Here is a 22,979-nt window from a genome sequence, read left to right as displayed (position 1 = left end):
TTCCTCGCCGGAGCATCAGGAGCGCCCCATGGCTTCCCCGACCACCCCCGCCGACGTCATCAGATTCTGGAGCGAGGCCGGCCCCGACGCCTGGTTCACCAAGGACGCCGCCTTCGACGGCCGGTTCCGCGCGGCCTTCCTGGACGACCATTTCGCGGCGGCGCGGCGGGATCTCGACGGCTGGATGGAGACAGCCGATGGCATGCTGGCGCTGATGATCCTGCTCGACCAGTTTCCCCGCAACTGCTTCCGCGGCACCGGGCATATGTATGCCACCGATCCGCTCGCCCTGTCGCTCGCCCGGATCGCCGATGCGCGCGGCGATGATGGGCGGATCGATCCGGCGCTGCGCGTGTTCCTCTATCTGCCCTATTCGCACTCCGAGGAACTGGCGGACCAGGAGCGGGCGGTGGCGCTCAACCAGCGCATCGGCGCGCCCTATCTCGACCATGCCGTCGGTCACCGGGACGTCGTCGCGCGCTTCGGCCGCTTCCCCCATCGCAACGCCCTGTTGGGGCGGGAGACGACGGCGGAGGAGCGCGCGTTCCTCGCCGACGGGGGCTTTGCCGGCTGACGGGCACCGCCCTCGACACGGCGGCCCCTTGCGTCTTTACTCGCCCCGCCGCCCACAGCAGCCGACGTTGCACTGCGGCCACCAACATTCCCGAGGAGACACCATGGACATCCGCCGCTGCGGCTCGATCGATTCCCGCCGCCCCCCCGCCGACTGGTTCACCGGCAGCGTCTGGCAGGATCCCATCGTGGAGGCCGAGGCGCCGGCGCGCGTGCGCGCCGCGGTGGTGCGCTTCGACCCCGGCGCCCGCACCAACTGGCACACCCATCCGCTGGGCCAGACGCTCTATGTCATCGAAGGCAGCGGCCTCGCGCAGACGCTCGGCGGGCCCATCCAGGAGATCAAGGCCGGCGACACCGTGTGGATTCCGCCGGGGGAGAAGCACTGGCACGGCGCTGCGCCCGGCACCGCGATGACGCATATCGCCATTCACGAAGCGCTCGACGGCAAGCATGTCGACTGGATGGAGCCGGTGACCGACGCGCAGTATGCGGGCGGCTGAGGCTGGTCGCAGGCTAGTTGGTGTTGCGGCCGTCCCCTTCGTCCACATCACGCGGCAGAGCCTCGTCGGGCTTGCGCGTCCGATCTGGCACGCCTGCCGGCTGGTCGGCTGCCTGGGCGCCGCCTCCGGCGGGCTTCTCGCCGCGGCGAGGAACGTCCCAGTGCGCCTGGTCGTCGAGGGTCTTGTCGTCCGTCCCGGTGAGATCGCGCGTCTTGCTCATGGATCATCTCCCTGCTGGAGGGGGTAACAGCGCCTGCGAGGCGCATGTTCCAACACCGGGTCGGCGGTGGCCGACCTTCTTGTGGCCGGTGCCGACTCGCCCACCGGGAGATGCCTCTCACCGACAGGACGTTCTCGATGGTCATGGCTGACGATGGGGATGACCGGCCCCGGCTGCGCGCCAGCGAGGCAGCCGCGCTCCTTTATATCGGCGCGCCGCTCGCCCTGTTCTTTGCGTGGTTCCTGCAGCCGGCCATCGGCCTGCCCTGTCTTGCCGGGCTCGCCTTCATCGGATGGCGCATGCGGGGCGCCGTGGACAGGCCGGAACCGACGTCGATCGATCTGTGGCTGGTGAGCGTCGCGTTTGTCTGGACGCTTCTGGCGGGAATCTGGCCCATCGGGGGGCAAGGCCTCGACTGGCTGAAACACTCGGCCGTGTTGAACCTGCTGGTCTCCGACGCCTGGCCCCCGACGTACGAGGGTCAATATCTCCGCTACGTCGTCGGCTGGTATCTCATCCCGGCCGGCCTTGCCAAGGTGATGCCCGCCCAACTCGAAACGCTGGTGGGCCTGTGGACCTGCCTCGGAGTCTATCTGTCGCTGAGGCTCGTCACCAATGTGGCCGGGGTGCGGTTCGCGGCCGTCGTCTTCGTACTGTTCAGCGGGGCCGACATCCTCGGATATCTGATCACCCAGTTCGCGATCATGCCGCTCCACTACGAGTGGTGGAGCGGGTGGGGACAGATTTCGTCCACCACCACGTCGCTGTTCTGGACCCCGCAGCACGCCATCCCCGGCTGGCTGATCATCGGCCTCGTCGTGGGGTCAAGGTTTCCGATCACGAGGATAGGGGGCGTGATCGGTGCCGCGGTCCTCCTGTGGTCACCGTTCACCGTAGCCGGACTGGCGCCGTTCATGGTCTATCGATGGGCGCGGGACGGCATGACCAGCCCTCTAACCGTGACCAATGTGGTGGGCGCCGCCATCGCGCTTCCCATTCTCGTCTATCTCACCAGCGGGATATCCTCCGTCCCCGTCGCCTTCGCCTGGTCGACGCCTCAGTTCACATGGGCGAAGTGGGCTCTCCTGATGCTGATCGAATGGGGAGTCCTGGCCGGGTTCCTCGCCATCGCCCTGCGATCGACGCAGGAGCGCGCCCTACTCGCCGTGACGGCTGCGACGCTGGCCATTCTTCCCTTCGCCTATGTCGGCGCGGTCAACGATCTGATGATGCGCGGGACGCAGCCTGCGGTCGCCGTGCTGGCCATCCTCTCGGCCATCGCCATCTCACGGCGGCCTGCGGCGGCGACCGGCGTGATCGCGGTCCTGTCGGTCGGCGCCGTGACCGCGTTTGCGGAGGTCGCCCGCAACGCGAAGAGCCCGAGGCACAGCGCCCCATCCGTCACGCTGACCATTGCGATGCCGACACCGGACTTCCTGGTCCAGTACCTCGCCCCGCGGCCCTTCGGCATCAGGGAGCGGGGGCCGCCGAAATAGGTCACGGGACGTCGGTCTGGTCCCCCGCGGAGCGCGGTTCAGTCAAGGGCCTCACGACAGTGGCGCACCGCAGGACAAGCACTGGCGATCCCGGCAGGGCTCGAACCTGCGACATTCTGCTTAGAAGGCAGATGCTCTATCCTGCTGAGCTACGGGACCGGAACCCGACCGCCGCCCTCGCCCTCAATGGGTCCAGGCGCCGACCCGGTTGAACTTGAAATTGTCGGAATAAGCCGCCAGACGGCGCTTCGGCGTCTCCGCCTCGAAGACCTGATAGGCGATGCCATTCTTCTCGGCATAGGCGACGGCCTCCTCGCGGGTGTCGAAGGAGAGCCGGACCTGCTGGGCCATGTCGGTCGAGCTGGTGTAGCCCATCAGCGGCTCCACCGTGCGCGGAGCCTCCGGCTCGAACTCGAGGCGCCAGTGGTCGGTCTTGGCCAGACCCGACTGGGTGGCGGTCCTGGCGGGCTTGTAGATACGGGCGACCACGTTGTTCCTCCGGATCTGGTCGGGGCGACTGGATTCGAACCAGCGACCTAGAGTACCCAAAACTCTCGCGCTACCAGGCTGCGCTACGCCCCGTCAGCCTTGGCAATAGCCGAGGGTCGCGGCAGCGGCAAGCACGATACGCCCTGATCAGCCTCGGAAGAACGGGTGCTCGACCCGGTCGCCGGCGGCGATGCCGAGGCGCCGCGACGTGCCGCCGATCACTTCGAGCACGCCCTTGACCGGGCCGTTGGACGAGATCGTCGCCTCGGACAGCGGCGTCGTGTTCTCGGCGATGTGGTTGATGAGGCCGTTGGCGCGGATGAAGATCATGTCGAGCGGGATGTAGGTGTTCTTCATCCACATGGTGACCTCGGTCTCGCGGGTGCCGAAGTCGAAGAGCATGCCGCGCCCGTCGGGCAACTCCCGGCGGAACATCAGGCCGCGGGAGCGGGTCTCGGGGGTATTGGCGATCTCGAGGACGAAGGGGTGGCTGACGCCCGCCCGCGTGACGATGGTCAAGCGGCCGGTATCGCTCCGCGCCAGGGCGGGGGCAGCTGGCAGGACGAGGGCAGCGGCGAGAAGACGGCGGCGATCGATTATCATGGCCGCAGTTCTAGCCCGTCAGTGGGAGGCTGGAAAGGGCGCTCCGTCAGGCCGGACCTCGGCCGCCATCAGACCCTTGGAGCCGTCGCCGAACCGGACGAGGACCCACTGCCCGGGCCGCAGCTCGGTCATGCCGTAGCGGCGCAGCGTTTCCATGTGAACGAAGATGTCCGGGGTGCCGGGGCCGCGCGACAGGAAGCCGAAGCCGCGCAGGCGGTTGAACCACTTCACCTCGGCGCGCTCCAGCCCGCTGGTCGGCACCACGGCGACATGAGTGCGGGCCGGCGGCATCTGGGCCGGATGGATCGCGGTGGAATCGTCCATGGAGAGGACGCGGAAGGCCTGGAGGCCGCGGGCCCGGGCGGTCGCCTCGACCACGATCCGGGCGCCCTCGTGGGCCGTCTGGAAGCCGTCGCGACGCAGCGTCGTCACGTGCAGCAGGATGTCGGCCCCGCCACCATCGGGCACGATGAACCCGTAGCCCTTGGCGACGTCGAACCACTTGATGGCGCCTGAAATCTCGACCAGGTCGGTCGGCGCGGTTTCGGGCGCGGAGGAAGCTTCCGCCCGCAATGCCAGGCCGCTCTTGCCGCCGAGGCCGTCTGCATCGGAACCGTCCGACGTCATCACTCTCACCGCCGCGCTATCGGGATCGTGGCCTCGATCCCGCCCCACCCTGATTCTCAGGACAAAGGATAACACCCGTCCGGCTTCGGCAAAGCCCAAAATGCAGCCGCAGTGCGTCTTCCCCACCACTTTGGTGCATGAGCTGTTGATGATCGTCAGGAAAGCCGATCGATGCCCAGACGGCGCGCCAGCCCCTCCAGGACCGCGCCGATATCGGCCCGGATGACGAGGTGGGCGGCCTCGTCGAGCGGGGTCTCCTCGCGGTTGATGATCACGAGCCGCGCGCCGCTCTCGCGGGCGGCCAGCGGAAGGCCGGCGGCCGGGTAGACGACGAGCGAGGAGCCGATGGCGAGGAAGAGGTCGCAGTCGGTGGACCAGGCGGTCGCCCGGCGCATCTTGGCCTCCGGCATGGCCTGGCCGAAGGAGATGGTGGCGGACTTCACCGGGCTTCCACACTCCTCGCAGTCCGGCGGCTCGCCGCCGCTTCCCTCGAAGCGCTCGCGCACCCAGGCGAGTTCGTGTCGACGCCCGCAGCCGAGGCACGTGGCGTAGGTTCCGTTGCCGTGAATCTCGATGAGATGCGCATCGCCGGTGCCGGCGTCCTGGTGCAGGTTGTCGATGTTCTGCGTGATGATGCCGGAGAGCACGCCGGCACGGATCATCGCCGCGAGAGCCAGGTGCCCGCGGGCGGGGGCCGCTCCCCGATAGCTGTCGTCCATGGTGAACTTGCGCCGCCAGGCCTTGGCGCGGGCCTCCCGGCTGACCATGAAGGCCTGGAAGGGGATGGGCTTGTTCTGCGTCCACAGGCCACCGGGCGAGCGGAAATCGGGAATGCCGCTCTCGGTCGAGATGCCCGCCCCGGTAAAGGCAACCGCGCGGCTGGACTGCCGGAAGAGACTTGCCAGATCGTCCGTGGCAGTCTTCAACTCCGCTTCCGTCATCGACACCTCCGGCGAGAACGAGGGTTCCCCATGCGCTACCTGCACACCATGGTCCGAGTGACCGATCTCGACCAGTCGCTGGACTTCTACTGCAACAAGCTCGGCCTGGTTCAGGTGCGCAAGAACGATTTTCCGCAGGGAAAGTTCACGCTCGTCTTCCTCTGCGCGCCGGAGGACAAGGCTGCGGCGGAGGCCGACATCGCCGCCGGCCGTCGCGACGCGCCGATGCTGGAGCTCACCTACAACTGGGACCCCGAGGCCTATTCGGGCGGCCGCAATTTCGGCCACCTCGCCTATGAGGTCGACGACATCTACGCCACCTGCGAGAAGCTGCAGAAGGCTGGCGTCGTCATCAACCGCCCGCCGCGCGACGGCCGCATGGCCTTCGTCCGCTCGCCTGACAACATCTCCATCGAGATCCTGCAGAAGGGCGAGGCCAAGGCCCCGGCCGAGCCCTGGGCGTCGATGCCGAACACGGGCGCGTGGTAAGCTTCTTGTTCGCTCTCAACAGCAACGTCGTCGATACCGGCACGCCGCCGATCCCGGCGGCGCGCGCCTGGATGGCCGCCTATGCGGGCGCTGCGGGGCCGCCGATCGACCTGTCGCAGGCAGCTCCCGGCTCGCCGCCGCCCCCTGCCCTGCTCGAGCGCCTGGCGGCGGCGGCTGGCCGCCCGGACATCGCCCGCTACGGCGCCATCCTCGGCGACGCGGCGCTGCGGGAGGCCTATGCGGACGAGGTGTCGCGGATCTATGGTGCGGATGTCGGTGCCGCTGATATCGCGATCACCGCCGGCTGCAACCTCGCCTTCCTCGCCGCAGCCCTGGCGGTCGCGGGGCCGGGCTCCTCGGTGATCCTGCCCGCGCCCTGGTATTTCAACCACCAGATGACGCTGCAGATGCTCGGCATCGGCGTGACACCCCTCGCCTGCCGGCCGGAGCAGGGTTTCGTGCCCGATCCCGCAGCCGCCGAGGCGCTGATCGACGCCACGACGCGGGCCATCGTGCTGGTGACACCGAACAATCCGACGGGTGCCATCTATCCCGAGGGCGTCATCGCCGCCTTCGAGGCCCTCGCCCGCCGCCGAGGTCTCGCGCTCATCGTCGACGAGACCTACCGCGACTTCCTCGCGCCGGGGACGAACCGGGCGCACGGCCTGCTGGCGGCGCCTGAATGGCGCGACACGGTCGTCCAGCTCTATTCCTTCTCCAAGGCCTATGCGGTTCCGGGGCATCGCATCGGCGCCATCACGGCCGGCCCGCGGGCCATGGGACAGATCCTCAAGGTTCTCGACAGCTTCCAGATCTGCGCCGCCCGTCCCGCCCAGGACGCGCTCGCCTGGGGGATCACCGGCGTCGCCGACTGGCGGGTGGAGACACGGGCGACGATCAACCGCCGGATCGCGGCCTTCGAGACCGTGGTGAACGCCTGCGATGGCTGGGCGATCTCGTCGATCGGCGCCTATTTCGCCTATGTGCGCCATCCGTTTGCCGGGGTTCCTGCCGACCGCGTCGCCGAGGCGCTGGCGCGCCAGCGGGGGGTGCTCGGCCTGCCGGGCTCCTATTTCGGGCCCGGCCAGGAAGACCACCTGCGCTTTGCCTTCGCCAATGCCGACGAGGCCGCGATCTCGAGCCTTCCCGAACGGCTCGCGGGCCTTTCGCCCTGAGGCCGTCTACATCTCCATGACGGCCTGGACGCCCGGCACCGCCTTGATGGCGCCGGCGATCTGCGGCGAGACGGCGAAACGACCCGGCAGCTTCACCTCGACCTCGCTCGCCGCATCGGCGAGGCGGAGCACCAGGCTCACCTCGCCGTCGCCCTTGGACGGCAGGCGCCGCGCGATGGAATCGATGGCACCGAGGTCCTCGACGAAGACGCGGAACCCCTTCTGGACGCGCACGGCCGCGGCATCGAGCGGCTCGACGGACTGGATGCGTACGCGCACGTCGTCGCCCTGCAGCTCGGCACCGACCGCGAGAAGCACCGCCTTGCCAGGCTCCAGCAGGTCGCGGTAGAGCGCCAGCCCTTCGGAGAACAGCACTCCCTCGTAGTGGCCGGAGGGGTCCGAGAAGGTGACGATGCCCATCTTGTTGCCGGTCTTGGTGCGGCGTTCCTGGCGCGAGGTGACGACCCCCGCCAGCCGCCCGGCGCTGGCGCCCTGGCGGACACTGCGGGAGAAATCGGCGAAGGGCTCGATGCGCAGGCGCTTCAACGCCGCCTGGTAGTCGTCGAGCGGGTGGCCCGACAGGAAGAAGCCGATCGCCTTGTATTCCTCGTCGAGCTTCTCGGCCGGCAGCCAGGGCTCGACCTTCGGCACGCGGATGAGCGGCGCGCCGGAGCCGCCGAAGAGCTCGTTCTGGCCGAGGGCCCTCCCCTCGGCCTGGCGCTGGGCCTCGGCGAGGACCTGGTCGATGGCGGCGAAGGCGGCGGCGCGGTTCGGCTCAAGGTCGTCGAAGGCGCCGGCGGAGGCGAGGTTCTCCAGCGTCTTGCGGTTGAGCATGCGCGGGTTGATGCGCTGGGCGAAGTCGCCGAGGTCGCGGAAGGGCTCGCCGTCGCGGGCCGAAACGATCGCCTCGACCGCCTGCTGGCCGACACCCTTCACCGCCGCCAGCGCATAGAGGATACGCCCCTCCGAAACGTCGAAATGGACGCCGGAGCGGTTGATGCTCGGCGGATCGACGGGAATGCCGAGGCGCACCGCCTCGCGGCGGAATTCGGAGAGCTTGTCGGTGTTGGAGAGGTCGAGGGTCATGGAGGCCGCCATGAACTCGACCGGGTAATTCGCCTTCAGATAGGCCGTATGGTAGGAAACGAGGGCATAGGCGGCCGCATGGCTCTTGTTGAAGCCGTAGTCGGCGAACTTGGCGAGGAGATCGAAAATCTCGTCCGCCTTGGCCTTGGGGATCGACCGCTCGACGCAGCCGGAGACGAAGCGCTCGCGCTGCTTGTCCATCTCCGCCTTGATCTTCTTGCCCATGGCGCGGCGCAAAAGGTCGGCCTCGCCGAGCGAATAGCCCGACAGGATCTGCGCCGCCTGCATCACCTGTTCCTGGTAGACGATGATGCCGTGGGTCTCGGAAAGCACCTGCTCCAGCAGCGGATGGGGGTACTCGGCCTTTTCCAGCCCGTGCTTGCGGGCGCAATAGACCGGGATATTGGCCATCGGGCCCGGACGGTAGAGCGCGACGAGGGCGATGATGTCCTCGAAACGGCTCGCCCTCATCTCCACGAGGGCCTTGCGCATGCCCGCGCTTTCCACCTGGAACACGCCGACCGTCTCGCCGCGCGCCAGCATGTCGTAGGTCTTGGTATCGTCCAGCGGTATGGTGGCGAGATCGATCGCGATGCCGCGCCGGGCGATCAGGTCCACCGCCTTCTGGAGCACGGTCAGCGTCTTCAGGCCGAGGAAGTCGAACTTCACCAACCCCGCCTGCTCGACCCACTTCATGTTGAACTGGGTGACCGGCATATCGGTCTTCGGGTCTCGGTAGAGCGGCACCAGCTCGACCAGCGGCCGGTCGCCGATGACGAGGCCGGCGGCGTGGGTGGAGGCGTGGCGGTTCAGCCCCTCCAGCTTGGTGGCGATGCCGAACAGGCGGGAGACGACGGGGTCCTCGTCGCGGGCGGCCTGGAGCTTGGGCTCGCCCTCGATGGCCTTGTCCAGCGTCACCGGCGCCGCGGGGTTCTGCGGCACCAGCTTGCAGAGCTTGTCGACCTGGCCGTAGGGCAGTTCGAGCACGCGGCCGACGTCGCGCAGCACGCCGCGCGCCTGCAGGGTGCCGAAGGTGATGATCTGCGCCACCTGGGCGCGGCCGTAGCGCTCCTGGACGTAGCGGATCACCTCGTCGCGACGGTCCTGGCAGAAGTCGATGTCGAAGTCCGGCATCGAGACGCGCTCGGGGTTCAGGAAGCGCTCGAAGAGCAGCGCGAAGCGCAACGGGTCGAGATCGGTGATGGTGAGGGCATAGGCGACGAGCGAGCCGGCGCCCGAGCCACGGCCGGGCCCGACGGGAATGTCCTGCGCCTTGGCCCACTTGATGAAGTCGGACACGATGAGGAAGTAGCCGGGGAACTTCATGCGCTCGATGATCGAGAGCTCGAAGTCCAGCCGGTCGCGATAGTCCTTCTCGGTAAGGCCCGGCGCCGGCCCGTGCACGGCGAGCCGACGGTCGAGGCCCTCGCGGGCCTGGCGGGCGAGCGCGGCCGCCTCGTCCAAGGCGACGCCGCCGGCCTCCTCGGTGAAGCTCGGCAGGATCGGTTTGCGCGTCTTCGGGCGGAAGTGGCAGCGGCGGGCGATCTCCACCGTCGAGGCGATCGCCTCCGGCAGATCGGCGAAGAGCGCAGCCATCTCGGCCTGCGTCTTGAACCGGTGCTCGGGCGTCAGCTGGCGCCGCTCGGAGTCGCCAAGGACCCGCCCCGAGGCGATGGCGATCAGCGCGTCGTGGCTCTCGTAGTCGCCGAGGGAGGCGAAATAGCACTGGTTGGTGGCGACCAGCGGCAGGCCGCGCGCATAGGCCTCCTGGATGAGGTCGGGCTCCACCGCCCTCTCCTCCTCGAGGCCATGGCGCTGCAGTTCGACATAGAGCCGGTCGCCGAAGATGGATTCGAGACGGTCGAGGCGGCCGCGGGCGAGATCGGCCTGGCTGTCGCGGAAGGCCTGATCGACCGGACCGCCGGGACCGCCGGTGAGCGCGATCAGCCCTTCGCCATGGGCGGCGAGCACCGCGAGCGGGACGCTGGCGTCGCCGACGTCGGCGCTCTCCATGAAGGCGCGCGAGGACAGCGCCATGAGGTTGCGGTAGCCCTCCTCGCTCGCCGCCAGAAGGGCGATGCGGGGCTTCGCCGCCTGGAGATTGGGCCGCTTGGGATCGACGGTCCTGTCGCCGCAGTCGAGACCGAGGGTGAGGCCGACAATGGGCTGGATGCCCTCGCCCTTCATCTTCTCGGAGAATTCGAGGGCGGCGAACAGATTGTTGGTGTCGGTGACGGCCACCGCCGGCATGCGGTCATGGCCGGCGAGCTTGGCGAGCTTGGAAATCGAGAGCGCGCCCTCCAGCAGCGAGAAGGAGGAATGGACCCGCAGGTGGACGAAATGCTGGTCGGCCAAAGCGTCTGGTCCCGTCGCGAGGTTGAGTCTGTGAGGCTCACTCTTGCCCGTCCATCAGTCGCCGGGCAATGCGGATTGCGCGGCCGGCGTGCACGATGCACAGTCCCGTATCGACGGGAGCCGGCCCGGATGTCCTTCGATATCGCCTCCATCCTTCATCATCACCGATTGACCAGCCATTTCGGCCGGTGGCCATCGTTTCACGATGCGGAAGTGATCGACCTCCATCTCTGGCGCGGGCAAATCGCGCCGGGCGACTGGAACGAGAGCAACTGCTTGCCGGTCACCAACGCCAGCATCCTCGTGCTGCGGGCGACCCAGATCGACTGGCGCGGACCCGATGTGCTTGCGACGCTGCGCTTCCACGATGTCGATTCATTCCGGCTGGACGGCTTCGACAGCATCAACCAGATCGTCGATCTCACGATCTCGACGGAAGCGCGCGGCCATTTTTCCAGTGGCGAGGCGCTGCCGCCCCATCACATCGTCTCGTTCGAACGCGGCGTCGGCCTCGCGGCCCAGTTCCGCTGTCTCCGTATCGAGGTCGTGGCGGCGGAGCCCGTCGTAGAGGGGCACCTGCCTCGCCTGCCCTACCCCTGAAGCGCCTGGACCCAGACGGTGATCATGCCGGTGAAGAGGCCCAGGGCGACCAGGGCGGCTGCGTCTTCGATGAAGCTGCGGATCATGATGTCCTCCCGCGTTTCCGAAAGCCAGGACATCATGTTCTCATTTTGTTCCTTGCGCAATCCATGAGAACAAAATCGGAACCATCGAAGTTACCGGGGAGTTAACGTCTACAGCTCGACGATGAGCCCGTCGCGGATGGTCACCCGCCGGTCCATGCGCCCGGCGAGGTCCATATTGTGGGTGGCGACCACGGCCGCGAGCCGCGAGGCGCGCACCAGCTGCCCCAGCGCCGAGAAGACGTGGTCGGCGGTCTTCGGGTCGAGGTTGCCGGTCGGCTCGTCCGCCAGCAGGAGGCGCGGCGCATTGGCGACAGCGCGGGCGATGGCGACGCGCTGCTGCTCGCCGCCCGACATCTCGGCGGGACGGTGAGTCTGGCGCTCCCCGAGGCCGAGATAGGTCAAGAGCTCGCTCGCCCGGTCCTTGGCTTCCTTGTAGGTCAGCCCCCGGATCATTTGCGGCAGGATGACGTTCTCCAGCGCCGAGAACTCGGGCAGCAGATGGTGGAACTGGTAGACGAAGCCGATCTCCAGTCGACGGATGCGGGTGCGCTCCTTGTCGGCGAGCTTCGAGGTGGCCTGCCCGCTGATATAGACCTCGCCGCCATCGGGGGCCTCCAGCAGGCCGGCAAGGTGCAGCAGCGTCGACTTGCCGGTGCCGGAGGGCGCGATCAGGGCGACGGTCTCGCCTGGCCAGATGGCGAAATCGGCGCCCTTGAGGATTTCCAGCGGCGCGCCGGCTTCCGCATAGCGGCGCTCGACCTTCTCCATCCAGAGAACGGGTGATTCCTCGCCGGCGGGGGCGGTGGCGACGGGCGCTTCAGCGGTCACGACATCACTCATAGCGCAGCGCCTCGACCGGATCGAGCTTGGCCGCCCGCCAGGACGGGTAGAGGGTGGCGAGCAGGGACAGGACCAGCGCCATGACCAGCACGGTCAGGGTCTCGCCCGTCGACATGTCCGCCGGGATCTGGGTGAGGAAGCGCACTGTCGGGTCCCAAAGGGTGGTGCCGGTCAGCCAGGAGACGAACTCCTGGATCTTCTCGATGTTGAGGCAGACGACGACGCCCAGGATGAAGCCGGCGATGGTGCCGACGACGCCGATGGAGGCGCCGGTGATGAGGAAGATGCGCATCACGGCGCCGCGCGTCGCGCCCATCGTTCTGAGGATCGCGATGTCGCGGCCCTTGTCCTTCACCAGCATGATGAGGCCGGAAATGATGTTCAGCGCCGCGACGAAGACGATCAGCGTCAGGATCATGAACATGACGTTGCGCTCGACCTGGAGGGCCGAGAAGAAGGTGGCGTTGCGCTGTCGCCAGTCGACGATGAAGACAGGCCGCTCGACCCCCTCCGAGACGCGTCTCCGGTATTCCTCGATGCGGTCGGCGTTGTCGGTATAGACCTCGATGGAGGAGGCGTCGCCCTCGCGGTTGAAATAGGCCTGCGCCTCGGTGAAGGGCATGAAGACGAAGGCGGAATCGTATTCCGTCATCCCCACCTCGAAGATCGCCACGATCGGATAGGCCTTGATCCGGGGCGTCATGCCCATGGGCGTGGACGAGCCCTTGGGCGACACGAGGGTCAGGCTGTCGCCGAGCCTCAGCGAGAGCTGGTTGGCGAGGCGCTGGCCGACCATCACACCCTCGCTGGTGTCGAAATCCTCGAGGCCGCCCTGCTTGATGTTGGTGGAGATGAGCGGCAGGCGGCGCAGGTCTTCGGCCCGCATGCCGCGCACGATGGCGCCGCCCGCGTTGAACGCGGATGAGGCGAGCGCCTGGCCTTCGATGACCGGCGCCGCCAGCCGGACACCCTGGATGCGCATCAGGCGCTGGGCGACCTCGGCATAGTCGGTCAGCGGCGTATCGATGGGCTGGAGCACCATGTGGCCCTGCACGCCGAGGATCTTGCCGAGCAGCTCCTTCCGGAAGCCGTTCATCACCGCCATGACGATGATGAGCGTCGCGACGCCGAGCATGATGCCGATGAAGGAGAAACCGGCGATGACCGAGATGAAGCCCTCCTTGCGGCGCGCCCGGAGGTAGCGCAGCGAGAGCATCCATTCGAAAGCGGAAAAGGGACGTGTTCCGGTGGCTTCTGACATCGGCCGATCATGATGGTTGATCCGCGGGGAGCGGGTCAGCCAGCACAAACTATCTGATTCAGGCCTTCTCGCGACGGGGGCGCGGCGGAATTTCCAGGAAGCGGCGGATCACGCCGCATTGACCCGCCGAAACCTGTTGAAAACGGCGAAGGCCGCCCCGGACAACAGCACGTCGACATAGCGCAGCGACTGGAAATGGCCGTTGAGCGAGACGCGCGGCAGTGCGGTGAGATGTTCGCGGTGCTCGGGGAAGAGAAGGCCGGGGCGAGTCGTGACCGCCGTCTTGAAGCCGAGTTCGCGGGCAATCGCGAATTCGCGCGGGCCGGCCGAGGTCGGATCCCCCACGGGATAGGCAAAGTGGTCGACCTTGCGGCCGAGCTCGCCCTCGATGCGCCCGCGTGACGTCGCCATCTCCCTGCGCACCGTCTCCTCCGGAAACTTCGCCAGCATGAGATGGTCGACGGTATGGGCGCCGAAGGTGACGAGCGGGTCGGCGCCGAGCGCCCTCACCTCGTCCCAGGTCATGCAGAGATCACGGCACGTGGTGCGGAAATCGAACCCGTGGCGGTCCGCGAGATCGCGGACGCACGCGCGCAGCTCCGTCTCGGGAAGCGAGCGCAGCCACCAGTAGATCCTGTGGAAGGCCTCCCGCTTACGCTGGGGCGTTGAGCAGTCGAGTTGCACGGTCTCGCCGGCGATCGTGGCCGTCACGGACTGCTCGTTGCGGATCGTGTGTTCCAGCACAAGCCACCAGAGCTCGCCCTCGTGGTCCATGAAGGAGGTGGGCAGGTAGATGGTGAAGGGAACGCCGTGCTTCTTCAGCACCGGATAGGCGTATTCGGCATTGTCGCGGTAGCCGTCGTCGAAGGTGAAGGTGACGAAAGGCCGGCCCTCCTCGCCCGCCAGCAGCCGGTCATGGGCCTCGTCGAGGGTGACGATGTCGAAGCCGTTGGCGCGGACGCGCTCGACGACGCCGTCGAGGTATTCGGGCGTCACCTCGAGCAGGGCGTTGGGCGCGAAATCCTGCTGCCGCGCCGGACGCACGTGATGGAGCATCAGCACGGCGCCGACGCCGCCGACATAGGGGCGCATCAGCCGGTGGGCGTTGGTAAGGTAGAGCGCCTCCAGGCCGGCCCGGAATACGTTCATCCTGAGATCGCTCATGGTCTCACCCTCCCCGGCTGCGTCTCATGCGCAAAATCACGGACGGGAGACTGCCAACCAAGTCTTGAGACTTCTTTGACGGCCTCGTCTTCTCTTTCAGAACTTGATGATGTGGACGATGAGCTGCTGCGGCGGTGTCGACCCCACAGGGCGCTAAACGACCCGGCCCGACTCAGGCCGCGGCCATCTCGTCGTCGGTCGCCAGCATCACCACCACGGGCTTCAGTCCCGCGCCGGCCAGCCTGCCATAGGCCGCCCGCACCTCGGGGTCGCTCGCCTCTCCTTCGGCGACGACCACCGCATCGCCCGCCAGTGCGCCAAGTGCGTCGAAGTCCTCGGCGTCGGCGGGCATGACGCCGGCCGACAGGATGATCGCCTCGTAGCCCCGCGACAGGGCCTCGACCGCGAAGGCCGCCATGTCGGCGTCCGGCGCTCCGAGCGTTCCCGCCGGCACGATGTGGCAGGGCGATTGCGGATCGGTGTGGATGATGTCGCCGAAACCCGCGGCCCCGGCGGCCAGATCGGACAGGCCGGCGGCATCGGGACCGGCGAGCGGAGACAGGAAGGCGTCGTCGCGATCGAGGTCGATCATCACCACGCGCCGTCCGGCGCCGGCGAGTTCCCGCGCCAGAGCCAGGGCGACACCGGATGCGGCGAGACCGTCACGGGTCGCGACGACGAGGGTGCGGCGGCAGGCCGCGCCGTCCGGGCCGGCGTCGAGCAGGTGGGCGAGCGCGGCGATGCTCTCGGGCGTCGCGGTCTCCGCGGTCGCGGGAGGCAGGTCGGAAAAGTCCGGTTCATGCGTGGCGGCGAGCGGCGGCGCATCGATATCGCCGGCACGGTGCGAAGCTTCCGGAGCTGCGTCTGCGGCCTCGGCCGCCGGGGCGGGCGTACCGGCGAGGAGCGCCAGGGTGACCACCACCGTGGTGGCGAGCAGCAAGGTTCCCAGCGTGACGATCAGGATCGTCGGCAGCTTCTTCGGGAAGGCGGGAACGTTGGAGACGAGAGCGCGGGAAATGACGCGGGCGTCGGCCGGCAGGGTGGCCAGTGTGTCGCGGGCGGAGGCGTCGCGATAGCGGGCGAGAAGGGTTTCGAGCTGGTCACGCAGGGATTTCGCCTCGCGCTCCAGCACGCGCAGCTGCACCTCCTGCTCGCTTGCCTCGCCGGCCTGCCGCTTCACCTGGTCGAGGTTCTGCTGCAGCGCCTCGACGCGTGCGCCGGCGAAACGGGCGTCGTTCTCCAGCACGCGGACGAGCTTTTCGGCCTCCGAGCGGAGCTGGCCGTCGAGATTGGCGCGCTGGGCCTGGAGTTCGGCGATTCGCGGACGGCGCGGCCCGAGCGTCGAGGACTGTTCGGCGAGCTGGGCGAGAGCAGCGGCGCGCTGCTCGTTGAGGCGGCGGATGATCTCGGAGTTGAGGACCTCGCCTGATTCGATCGGGCGGCCGGAGCGCAGGAAGTCGCGCAGCAGCCGGGCCCTCGTCTGGGCGTCCGACTGCTGGGCGCGGGCGGCGGCGATCTGGCTGTTCACCTCGGCGAGCTGCTGGGCCGTGAGGCTGGTGTTGTTGGAGCCGACGAAGAGATTGGCGCGGGCGCGGAAGCTCTCGACCCGGCCCTCGGCCTCCTCGACCTTGCGACGCAGCCCGTCGACCTCGCCCGAAAGCCACTGGCTGGCGTTGCGGGTCTGGCTCCGCTTGTTGGCCTGCTGCGCCTCGATGAACTGCGCGACCACCATGTTGGCGGCCTCGGCGGCGAGAACCGGGTCGTGGGAATCGAACTGGATGGCGATGATGCGGGACTTGTCGACCTGGAAGGCCGTCAGCTTCTCGAAATAGCTGCGCAGCACGCGCTCCTCGGCGGTCATGCGCATCGGGTTTTCGGCGAGTCCGAGGAAGATGAGCACCTGCTTGACCGGATTGAAACTGCGGAGCGCGGAATCGAATTCCGGCTTGCGGGCGAGATCGAGCTTCTGCGCCACGGCCTTGGCCACGTCGCGGGAGAGAATCAGCTGGACCTGGCTGAGCACGGCCTCCTGGTCGACGGCGGCGCGCTCGCCGCTCGACCGGTCGCTCTCCGGCCGGGTGAAGGCGTTCTCGCCGTTCTCGACGAGGATGCGGGCCTCCGAGCGATAGGTCGGCGTCCTGACGCTGACGAGGGCGAAGCTGCCGGCGAGCGCGAGGAGCGTGGGAACAGCGATCCACAGGCGCGCAGCCCAGACCGCACGGGCGAGACCCGCGAGATCGAGGTCGACCAGGGACGCCCTGCCGCGACCCGTCGGTACCGTGTCACCTGCCCCGACCATAATGCTGTCATCTCCATGCGACGCCCACGGAGAGGATTAAAAATCATTAGGGTTGCCATCGGGTTAATTGGCTCGCGCATGGCGTGCGGCGGTCAGGTTTTCTTAACCACGTTGGCCGATGATCACCCCATGAGCATGAAAGGTATCGAGGTGCAGCCGTGATGCGCTCCATCCTGCTGGTTGCGGCGACGGCGCTGGTTCTCGGCGCTTGCGCCGGCCGTCCGGGCGCTGGACCCGGGACACTCGTCGATACGACGCGTGGCACGGTCGGGCCCGTCGATCCCCAGGGCACGCTCGTGCCGCACGACCAGATCATGCCCCGCGGACCCTATCTCCTCGACACGGGAGACCGGCTGCGCGTGGTGGTCTTCGGCCAGGAGGGGCTGACCAATTCCTATGCCGTGGACGCCACCGGTTCGATCGCCATGCCGCTGATCGGGCTCGTCCCGGCGGCCGGCCGCTCGACCGAGGTGCTGGCCCGTGACATCGCGGCCAGGCTGCGCGGCGGTTTCATCCGCGAGCCCAGCGTTTCGGTGGAGGTCGAGACCTATCGCCCCTTCTTCATCATGGGCGAGGTCACGGCTGGCGGACAGTTTCCCTTCGTCACCGGCATGACAGCGCAGAACGCCATCGCCATCGCCGGCGGCTTCACCCCACGGGCCAACCGGTGGAACATCGAGGTCACGCGCAAGCTCAACGGCCAGCTCTACCGCGCCGACGTGCCGCTGACCCATCCGCTCGCGCCCGGCGACACCGTCGTGGTGCGCGAGCGCTGGTTCTGATCGTCCGCCGTGCAGAGCCTCTCCATTCTCCACGTGATGCGCGCCCCCGTCGGTGGCCTGTTCCGCCACGTGGTGGACCTGGCGACGGCGCAGGCCGCCCGCGGGCACCGGGTCGGCATCGTCGCGGACGCCTCGACGGGCGGTGACAGGGCGAACGCCGTGTTCGAGGGGCTGAAGCCTGCCCTCGCCCTCGGTCTCGCCCGCGTGCCGATGAGCCGGGAACTCGGTCCGGCCGACTGGTCCGCCGGACGCGCTGTGGCCAGCTTCATCGCCGACAAGGACGTCGACGTCGTCCACGGCCACGGCTCCAAGGGCGGCGCCTTCGCCCGCCTCGCCGGCGGCTCGCGCCTCAAGGTCTACACGCCCCACGGCGGCAGCCTGCACTATTCCCGCGGCACGCCGGTCGGCTTCGTCTACCTGACGCTCGAGCGCGTTCTCGCCGCGCGCACCGACCTTTTCCTGTTCGAGAGCCTGTACGGGCTGAACGCCTTCGCCGCCAAGGTCTGCAAGCCCGGCGGCGCGGTGCGCGTGGTCCACAACGGCGTCAGCGAGGGGGAGTTCTCCTCCGTGCCGGCCAGGCCGGACGCCACCGACCTCCTCTTCATCGGCGAGCTCAGGCATCTCAAGGGCATCGACGTGCTGATCGACGCGATTGCCCTGCTGCGCGGCCGGGGCCGGCCGCTGACGGCGACCATCGTGGGTGACGGCCCCGATGCCGGTCTGTTTCGGCAGAAGGCCCGGGATGCGGGACTGGCGGAGGCGGTGACCTTCGCCGGCGCGCTGCCCGCGCGCGAGGCCTTCGCGCGCGGCCGCCTGCTCGTGGTGCCCTCGCGGGCCGAGTCTCTCCCCTATGTGGTGATCGAGGCCGGCGCCGCCGGCATCCCGGTGCTCGCGAGCGCCGTAGGCGGCATCGGCGAGATCTTCGGGCCCGACGCAGACCGGCTTGTGCCGGCCGGCAGCGACTGGGCGCTCGCGGGCGCCATCGAGGCCGCCCTCGACGATCCCGACGAAACCCTGGCGCTGGCCGCGCGCCTCAGGGACCGCATCCGCGCCGGCTTCTCGGTGGAGGCCATGGCCGAGGGCGTGCTCGCGGCCTACGGCGAGGCGCTGGCGGCCCGCCGGGCAGGCTGAAACCCTCGCCGGGATCAAGCGAAAAGCAACCTTTGGCGGTTAATGCTGGCCGGCGGGACAGGTCACGCGCCCCGGTGGCGCGACGGAGTAGCCGGAACATGTTGGGATTTACCGGTCGGGACATCATCCAGGCGACGGAAGCGGGCCGCGCCAGCCAGCCGTCCGCAGAGCCACGACGGCCCCTTTCCGATCTCGCAGCCCGGATCGCCGACGAGGCCGTCGGCCCGGTCTACTCGCCCGTTGTGCTCTCGGGCCTCGTGCGCCTCGTCGAATTCGTCATCGTCCTCGCTCTCGGCGCCACCGTCTATCTCGGCTGGGTCTATCCGCTCCACGGCGTCCAATGGATTTCGCTGGTCGGCCTGTTCGGCGTCGCCATGCTGGTGCTCGCCGCGTTCCAGGCGGCGGGGCTCTACGACGTCCACGTCTTCCGCACCCATGTGGCGCAGTTCAGCCGGCTGTTTTTCGCCTGGACGATGGTGTTCCTGCTGGCAATGGCGGTCGCCTTCTTCGCGAAGGCGGGCGATGCCTTCTCCCGCGTCTGGCTCGGCTCCTGGTATCTGTCCGGGCTCGTCATCATGATGGGGCTGCGGACCGGGCTCGCCCAGCTCGTCCGCACCTGGTCGCGCGCCGGACGCCTGCAGCGTCGCGCCGTGGTGGTCGGCGGCGGCGAGCCGGCCGAGGAGCTCATCCGCTCCATCCTCGCCCAGGCCGATACCGACGTGACGATCTGCGGCACGTTCGATGACCGCACGGACGAGCGCTCGCCGGACCATGCCGCCCATGTGCCGAAGCTCGGCAACGTGGACGACCTCCTCGAATTTGCCCGCCGCACCCGTGTCGACCTCGTCATCGTCACCATTCCGATGAGCGCCGAGAAGCGCGTGCTCGACATGCTGCGCAAGCTCTGGGTACTGCCGGTGGACATCCGCCTCGCCGCCCACACCGCGAAGCTCAGGTTCCGGCCGCGCGCCTATTCCTACATCGGCAACGTCCCCGTGCTCGACGTGTTCGACAAGCCGATCCAGGACTGGGACGTCGTGCTGAAATGGGTGTTCGACAAGATCGTCGGCACCGCCGCGCTGATCGCCCTGTCGCCGGTCTTCCTCGCCACCGCCATCGCCGTGAAGCTCGATTCGAAGGGTCCGGTTTTCTTCCGGCAGAAGCGCTACGGCTTCAACAATGAGATGATCGAGGTGTTCAAGTTCCGCTCCATGTACACCGATATGAGCGACGCCACCGCCTCGAAGCTGGTCACCAAGGGCGACCCGCGCGTCACCCGCGTCGGCCGGTTCATCCGCAAGACCTCCATCGACGAGTTGCCGCAGCTCTTCAACGTCGTGTTCAAGGGCAACCTGTCGCTGGTCGGCCCGCGGCCCCACGCGGCCCACGCCAAGGCCGCCGACAAGCTCTACGACGACGTGGTCGACGGCTATTTCGCCCGCCACAAGGTGAAGCCCGGCATTACCGGCTGGGCGCAGATCAACGGCTGGCGGGGCGAGACCGACACGCCGGAGAAGATCCAGCGCCGCGTCGAGCACGACCTCTACTACATCGAGAACTGGTCGGTGCTCTTCGACCTCTACATTCTCGCCAAGACCCCTATCTCGCTCGCCAGGCACCGCGAGAACGCGTTTTGACCCTCGCCCTCCCCGCGCCCCGCGCCGGGGGGATGGCCGGCGGCGAGCCCCTGAGGCTCGCCGCGCTCTGGCTGATGATGGTGGGCGGGGCCTTCGTCTTCGCCGAACCCAGCCCCTATGAGATCGGGGCGCTCCTCGCCATCTCCGCCTTCGCGCTGACCGGCGGCATCCGGCTGCGCGCGGTCCATGCGCCGCTGCTCGTCGTTCTCGTCGTCTACTGCCTCGGCCTGACGATCGCGGCGATCCCCGTGCTGGCGGAGCCGAAGGTCGCGCCCTGGATCGCAGTCTCCTGGTATCTGGCCGTCACCATGGTCTTCTTCGCGGTGGCGGCTGCGGACAACACGGCAGCGCGCATGGAGGTGATCCTCCGCGGCTGGACCCTGGCCGCGCTGATCGCCGCAGCGGCCGGCATCGCCGGCTATTTCCGTCTCTTTCCCGGCGCCTTCGACCTCTTCACCCTGTACGGCCGCGCCAAGGGTACGTTCAACGACCCCAACGTCTTCGGCCCGTTCATCGTGCTCCCCATGCTGGTGGCGATGCAGGCCTTCCTGCGCGCTTCATCCGCCTCGCTCGTGAAGGCCGGCGCCGTCTTCGCGGTGCTGCTGGTCGCCCTGCTCCTCTCGTTCTCGCGCGGCGCCTGGATCCATTTCGGCCTCTCGGCCGCGATCATGATCGGGCTGATGGTGCTCACGGCGGAAACACCGGCCCAGCGATTCCGAATTCTCCTCGTCGTCGCCGCCGGCCTCGTCCTGCTGATGGCCTTCGTCGCCGTCTTGCTCAGCGTCGACAAGGTGGCGGAGCTGATGCGCGAGCGCGCCAGCCTCAACCAGAGCTACGATTCGGGGCCGATGGGGCGATTCGGCCGGCACGCCTACGGCTGGCAGCTCGCTCTCGATCGGCCGTTCGGCATCGGTCCGCTGCAGTTCGCCCGCTTCTTTCCCGAGGATCCGCACAACGTCTATCTGAATTCCTTCATGGCCGGCGGCTGGATCGGCGGCATCGGTTACCTCGTGCTCACAGGGTCGACGCTGATCGTCGGACTGGTCGCATCCCTGATCCGGACGCCCTGGCAGCCCCTCACCATCGCGGTTTTCGCGTGTTTTTGCGGCCTTGCCTTCGAGGGGCAGATCATCGACAGCGACCACTGGCGCCATTTCTGGGTGCTCGCCGGACTGCTGTGGGGGCTGGCCATCACCAAGCGGGTTGCGGCGGCGCGCGAAACGTCCTAAATCCCCCGCACGGTCGGAGTGTAGCGCAGCCCGGTAGCGCACTTGCATGGGGTGCAAGGGGTCCCGAGTTCAAATCTCGGCACTCCGACCAATTTCCCCTTCCTCATCGATATCCTGACATCTCCGCTGCGAACGGACCCCCGTTTGCGCGGAACCGCAGGCCTGCGCGGGGGTTACCCTCGGCAGGAGGATATCCCCATGACCCAGCACGATCCCCGCGACGAGCGCGTCCCGGCCGAGCCGACCCGCCTCGACGGCGGCCGTCGCCCTGACCTCGATCCGCCGACCGATCCGCGCGTCACCCGCAGCACGTCCGGCAACTGGGGCCTCATCGGCGGCCTTGGCGCGGTTCTCGTCCTCGGCATCGTGGTCTTCTCCATGATGGGCGGCAATCCGAGCGGCCAGACGCCGATGGAACGCGGACAGACCACGGCGGCGCCGTCGCCGGCCCCCGCCGACCCCTCCGCAACCGGCTCTACGCCGCGTCAGGCTCCCTGACGCCTTCGGCCTGCCATTACTGCCGGCGCCGCCGGCGACACCCCCCGCGCCCCGGAGCATTCATGATCACCCGCCGCCTGATGACCGCCGCAGCCCTGCTCGCAGTGCCCCTCGCCGCCGCCTATGCCCAGGTGCCGCCGGTCCAACCCGATGGGGGGATGGGCGGTGCGAGTTCCGCCGGGGGCTCATCCGGCGGCGGCATGACGGCCGACGACGAGGACGCCCAGGGCGTCGAGGCCGGCCAGGAGGGACGTACCGTCCGCGACCGGGAGAACGCCGAGCGGGGCAAGGAGGCCGTCGAGGTGGACCCCCGCCCTGATCCGCGCAGCCCCGCCTCGGGCGGAGTGCCCGCTCCCCCGGCGGCAACGCCCCGGCCCTGACGGTACGGCCATGGGGTCTTGCCGCTGACCCTCGCCTCGTCCCACACTGGCGCCCTCGGGCGTTCCCGCGGGGCGAGCAATGCAGATCACGACACGGTTGAGGCCGCGATTCGCAGGGTGGGTCGGGATCATCGTGGTCCTGCTCCTGCCGCCGGCCATCGGCGCCGCCTATGTCGGCGCCTTCAACGCGCCGACCCTCGACGACCGCACCCTGCTCTGGCAGGTCACCATCGCGCTGATGCTCTTCATCCCGGTGGGCCCGCTCTTGATCCTGTTCGGGCTGGAACTGGTGACGCGGCCTGATCCCGAGGCGCTCGCCAAGATCGACAAGATCATCTCAGAGCTGGAATTCGCCAACGTGCAGGCGAGCGACCTCGACCGGGGGCTGGAACCGGTGCGGGACGTCGCCGATCACATGCGCCGGCGTATCGAGGAAGGGCAGCGCGCACCGCCGCAGCCGCCCGTGCCGCCGAGTTGGCGGCGCTAGTTTCAGCGGTCGTCGAGGGCGGCGTCGA

23 protein-coding genes and 3 tRNA genes are annotated in these 22,979 nt (G+C 68.4%); 14 read left to right on the top strand and 12 right to left on the bottom strand.

All coding sequences use genetic code 11. The features are described 5' to 3' along the window. Window positions 1–28: 28 nt before the first annotated feature. On the top strand, window positions 29–574 hold the full coding sequence (locus ACT6XY_RS01400; protein WP_444746556.1) for a DUF924 family protein: 546 nt from the start codon (window positions 29–31) through the stop codon (window positions 572–574). Window positions 575–677: 103 nt separating this feature from the next. Then, window positions 678–1,076: a (R)-mandelonitrile lyase gene (locus ACT6XY_RS01395; RefSeq protein ID WP_444746555.1), complete on the top strand. Its 399-nt coding sequence runs from the start codon at window positions 678–680 to the stop codon at window positions 1,074–1,076. A 13-nt stretch (window positions 1,077–1,089) separates the two neighbouring features. On the opposite strand, the gene ACT6XY_RS01390 is transcribed toward ACT6XY_RS01395, so the two are convergent. Further along, entirely contained in the window at window positions 1,090–1,296 is a 207-nt protein-coding gene (locus tag ACT6XY_RS01390) for a hypothetical protein (RefSeq protein WP_444746554.1), read from the bottom strand. Window positions 1,297–1,433: 137 nt separating this feature from the next. On the opposite strand from ACT6XY_RS01390, the gene ACT6XY_RS01385 reads away from it, so the two are divergent. Further along, a complete protein-coding gene (locus ACT6XY_RS01385; protein ID WP_444746553.1) occupies window positions 1,434–2,792 on the top strand; it encodes a hypothetical protein in 1,359 nt (452 codons plus the stop codon). 82 nt (window positions 2,793–2,874) lie between these two features. On the opposite strand, the gene ACT6XY_RS01380 is transcribed toward ACT6XY_RS01385, so the two are convergent. The 6 genes from ACT6XY_RS01380 to ACT6XY_RS01355 form a co-directional block, all read right to left on the bottom strand. Beyond that, window positions 2,875–2,951, bottom strand: a tRNA-Arg gene (locus ACT6XY_RS01380). Window positions 2,952–2,975: 24 nt separating this feature from the next. After that, a complete protein-coding gene (locus ACT6XY_RS01375; RefSeq protein WP_444746552.1) occupies window positions 2,976–3,281 on the bottom strand; it encodes an ETC complex I subunit in 306 nt (101 codons plus the stop codon). A gap of 16 nt (window positions 3,282–3,297) precedes the next feature. Beyond that, window positions 3,298–3,374 (bottom strand) — tRNA-Pro (locus tag ACT6XY_RS01370). Between the two features lie 54 nt (window positions 3,375–3,428). After that, a complete protein-coding gene (locus ACT6XY_RS01365; protein WP_444746551.1) occupies window positions 3,429–3,884 on the bottom strand; it encodes a DUF192 domain-containing protein in 456 nt (151 codons plus the stop codon). 18 nt (window positions 3,885–3,902) lie between these two features. Continuing rightward, the gene (locus ACT6XY_RS01360; RefSeq protein ID WP_444746550.1) at window positions 3,903–4,511 is read right to left on the bottom strand and encodes a cold-shock protein; all 609 of its coding nucleotides are present in this window, start codon (window positions 4,509–4,511) and stop codon (window positions 3,903–3,905) included. Between the two features lie 155 nt (window positions 4,512–4,666). Further along, window positions 4,667–5,452 (bottom strand): SIR2 family NAD-dependent protein deacylase, encoded by a 786-nt coding sequence (locus tag ACT6XY_RS01355; protein ID WP_444746549.1) that lies wholly within the window; start codon window positions 5,450–5,452, stop codon window positions 4,667–4,669. A gap of 30 nt (window positions 5,453–5,482) precedes the next feature. Between ACT6XY_RS01355 and gloA the strand changes: the two genes are divergently transcribed. Together gloA and ACT6XY_RS01345 are read left to right on the top strand one after the other, a co-directional pair. After that, window positions 5,483–5,941, top strand: a complete 459-nt coding sequence (gene gloA / locus ACT6XY_RS01350) for a lactoylglutathione lyase (RefSeq protein WP_444746548.1) — start codon at window positions 5,483–5,485, stop codon at window positions 5,939–5,941. Further along, window positions 5,935–7,116 carry an aminotransferase gene (locus ACT6XY_RS01345; protein WP_444746547.1) on the top strand — a complete coding sequence of 394 codons (1,182 nt, stop codon included), beginning with the start codon at window positions 5,935–5,937 and terminating at the stop codon, window positions 7,114–7,116. Before gloA ends, ACT6XY_RS01345 begins: the two co-directional genes overlap by 7 nt. Window positions 7,117–7,122: 6 nt before the next feature. Here ACT6XY_RS01345 and dnaE read toward each other — a convergent pair whose 3' ends face one another. Beyond that, window positions 7,123–10,557: a DNA polymerase III subunit alpha gene (gene dnaE / locus ACT6XY_RS01340; protein ID WP_444746546.1), complete on the bottom strand. Its 3,435-nt coding sequence runs from the start codon at window positions 10,555–10,557 to the stop codon at window positions 7,123–7,125. A 129-nt stretch (window positions 10,558–10,686) separates the two neighbouring features. Between dnaE and ACT6XY_RS01335 the strand changes: the two genes are divergently transcribed. Then, on the top strand, window positions 10,687–11,157 hold the full coding sequence (locus ACT6XY_RS01335; RefSeq protein ID WP_444746545.1) for a hypothetical protein: 471 nt from the start codon (window positions 10,687–10,689) through the stop codon (window positions 11,155–11,157). A gap of 194 nt (window positions 11,158–11,351) precedes the next feature. Here ACT6XY_RS01335 and ACT6XY_RS01330 read toward each other — a convergent pair whose 3' ends face one another. The 4 genes from ACT6XY_RS01330 to ACT6XY_RS01315 form a co-directional block, all read right to left on the bottom strand. Next, the gene (locus tag ACT6XY_RS01330) at window positions 11,352–12,011 is read right to left on the bottom strand and encodes an ABC transporter ATP-binding protein (protein WP_245898318.1); all 660 of its coding nucleotides are present in this window, start codon (window positions 12,009–12,011) and stop codon (window positions 11,352–11,354) included. Between the two features lie 64 nt (window positions 12,012–12,075). Beyond that, complete coding sequence (locus ACT6XY_RS01325) at window positions 12,076–13,344, bottom strand: lipoprotein-releasing ABC transporter permease subunit (protein WP_444746544.1); 1,269 nt, start codon at window positions 13,342–13,344, stop codon at window positions 12,076–12,078. Between the two features lie 108 nt (window positions 13,345–13,452). After that, window positions 13,453–14,508 carry a polysaccharide deacetylase family protein gene (locus tag ACT6XY_RS01320; RefSeq protein WP_444746543.1) on the bottom strand — a complete coding sequence of 352 codons (1,056 nt, stop codon included), beginning with the start codon at window positions 14,506–14,508 and terminating at the stop codon, window positions 13,453–13,455. A gap of 172 nt (window positions 14,509–14,680) precedes the next feature. Beyond that, entirely contained in the window at window positions 14,681–16,807 is a 2,127-nt protein-coding gene (locus ACT6XY_RS01315; RefSeq protein WP_444746542.1) for a GumC family protein, read from the bottom strand. A gap of 161 nt (window positions 16,808–16,968) precedes the next feature. Here ACT6XY_RS01315 and ACT6XY_RS01310 point away from each other — a divergent pair, with 161 nt between their 5' ends. The 8 genes from ACT6XY_RS01310 to ACT6XY_RS01275 all read left to right on the top strand — a co-directional run bounded on the left by ACT6XY_RS01310 (window position 16,969) and on the right by ACT6XY_RS01275 (window position 22,951). Further along, window positions 16,969–17,589 (top strand): polysaccharide biosynthesis/export family protein, encoded by a 621-nt coding sequence (locus ACT6XY_RS01310; RefSeq protein ID WP_444746620.1) that lies wholly within the window; start codon window positions 16,969–16,971, stop codon window positions 17,587–17,589. A 9-nt stretch (window positions 17,590–17,598) separates the two neighbouring features. Continuing rightward, complete coding sequence (locus ACT6XY_RS01305) at window positions 17,599–18,720, top strand: glycosyltransferase family 4 protein (protein ID WP_444746541.1); 1,122 nt, start codon at window positions 17,599–17,601, stop codon at window positions 18,718–18,720. 98 nt (window positions 18,721–18,818) lie between these two features. Beyond that, window positions 18,819–20,357 (top strand): undecaprenyl-phosphate glucose phosphotransferase, encoded by a 1,539-nt coding sequence (locus ACT6XY_RS01300; protein WP_444746540.1) that lies wholly within the window; start codon window positions 18,819–18,821, stop codon window positions 20,355–20,357. Next, window positions 20,354–21,586 carry an O-antigen ligase family protein gene (locus tag ACT6XY_RS01295; RefSeq protein WP_444746539.1) on the top strand — a complete coding sequence of 411 codons (1,233 nt, stop codon included), beginning with the start codon at window positions 20,354–20,356 and terminating at the stop codon, window positions 21,584–21,586. The genes ACT6XY_RS01300 and ACT6XY_RS01295 overlap by 4 nt, the downstream gene beginning before the upstream one ends. 14 nt (window positions 21,587–21,600) lie before the next feature. Beyond that, a tRNA-Pro gene (locus ACT6XY_RS01290) sits at window positions 21,601–21,677 on the top strand. A 107-nt stretch (window positions 21,678–21,784) separates the two neighbouring features. After that, a complete protein-coding gene (locus ACT6XY_RS01285; RefSeq protein ID WP_444746538.1) occupies window positions 21,785–22,084 on the top strand; it encodes a hypothetical protein in 300 nt (99 codons plus the stop codon). Between the two features lie 62 nt (window positions 22,085–22,146). Continuing rightward, complete coding sequence (locus tag ACT6XY_RS01280; RefSeq protein WP_444746537.1) at window positions 22,147–22,464, top strand: hypothetical protein; 318 nt, start codon at window positions 22,147–22,149, stop codon at window positions 22,462–22,464. A gap of 133 nt (window positions 22,465–22,597) precedes the next feature. Then, on the top strand, window positions 22,598–22,951 hold the full coding sequence (locus ACT6XY_RS01275; protein ID WP_444746536.1) for a hypothetical protein: 354 nt from the start codon (window positions 22,598–22,600) through the stop codon (window positions 22,949–22,951). The last annotated feature ends 28 nt before the right edge of the window (window positions 22,952–22,979 follow it).

Origin of the sequence: Phreatobacter sp., from assembly GCF_052440005.1 — a bacterium.
Lineage (GTDB): Bacteria > Pseudomonadota > Alphaproteobacteria > Rhizobiales > Phreatobacteraceae > Phreatobacter.
Note: the sequence above shows the minus strand (reverse complement) of the source record. Positions and strands in the feature narration are given on the sequence as shown.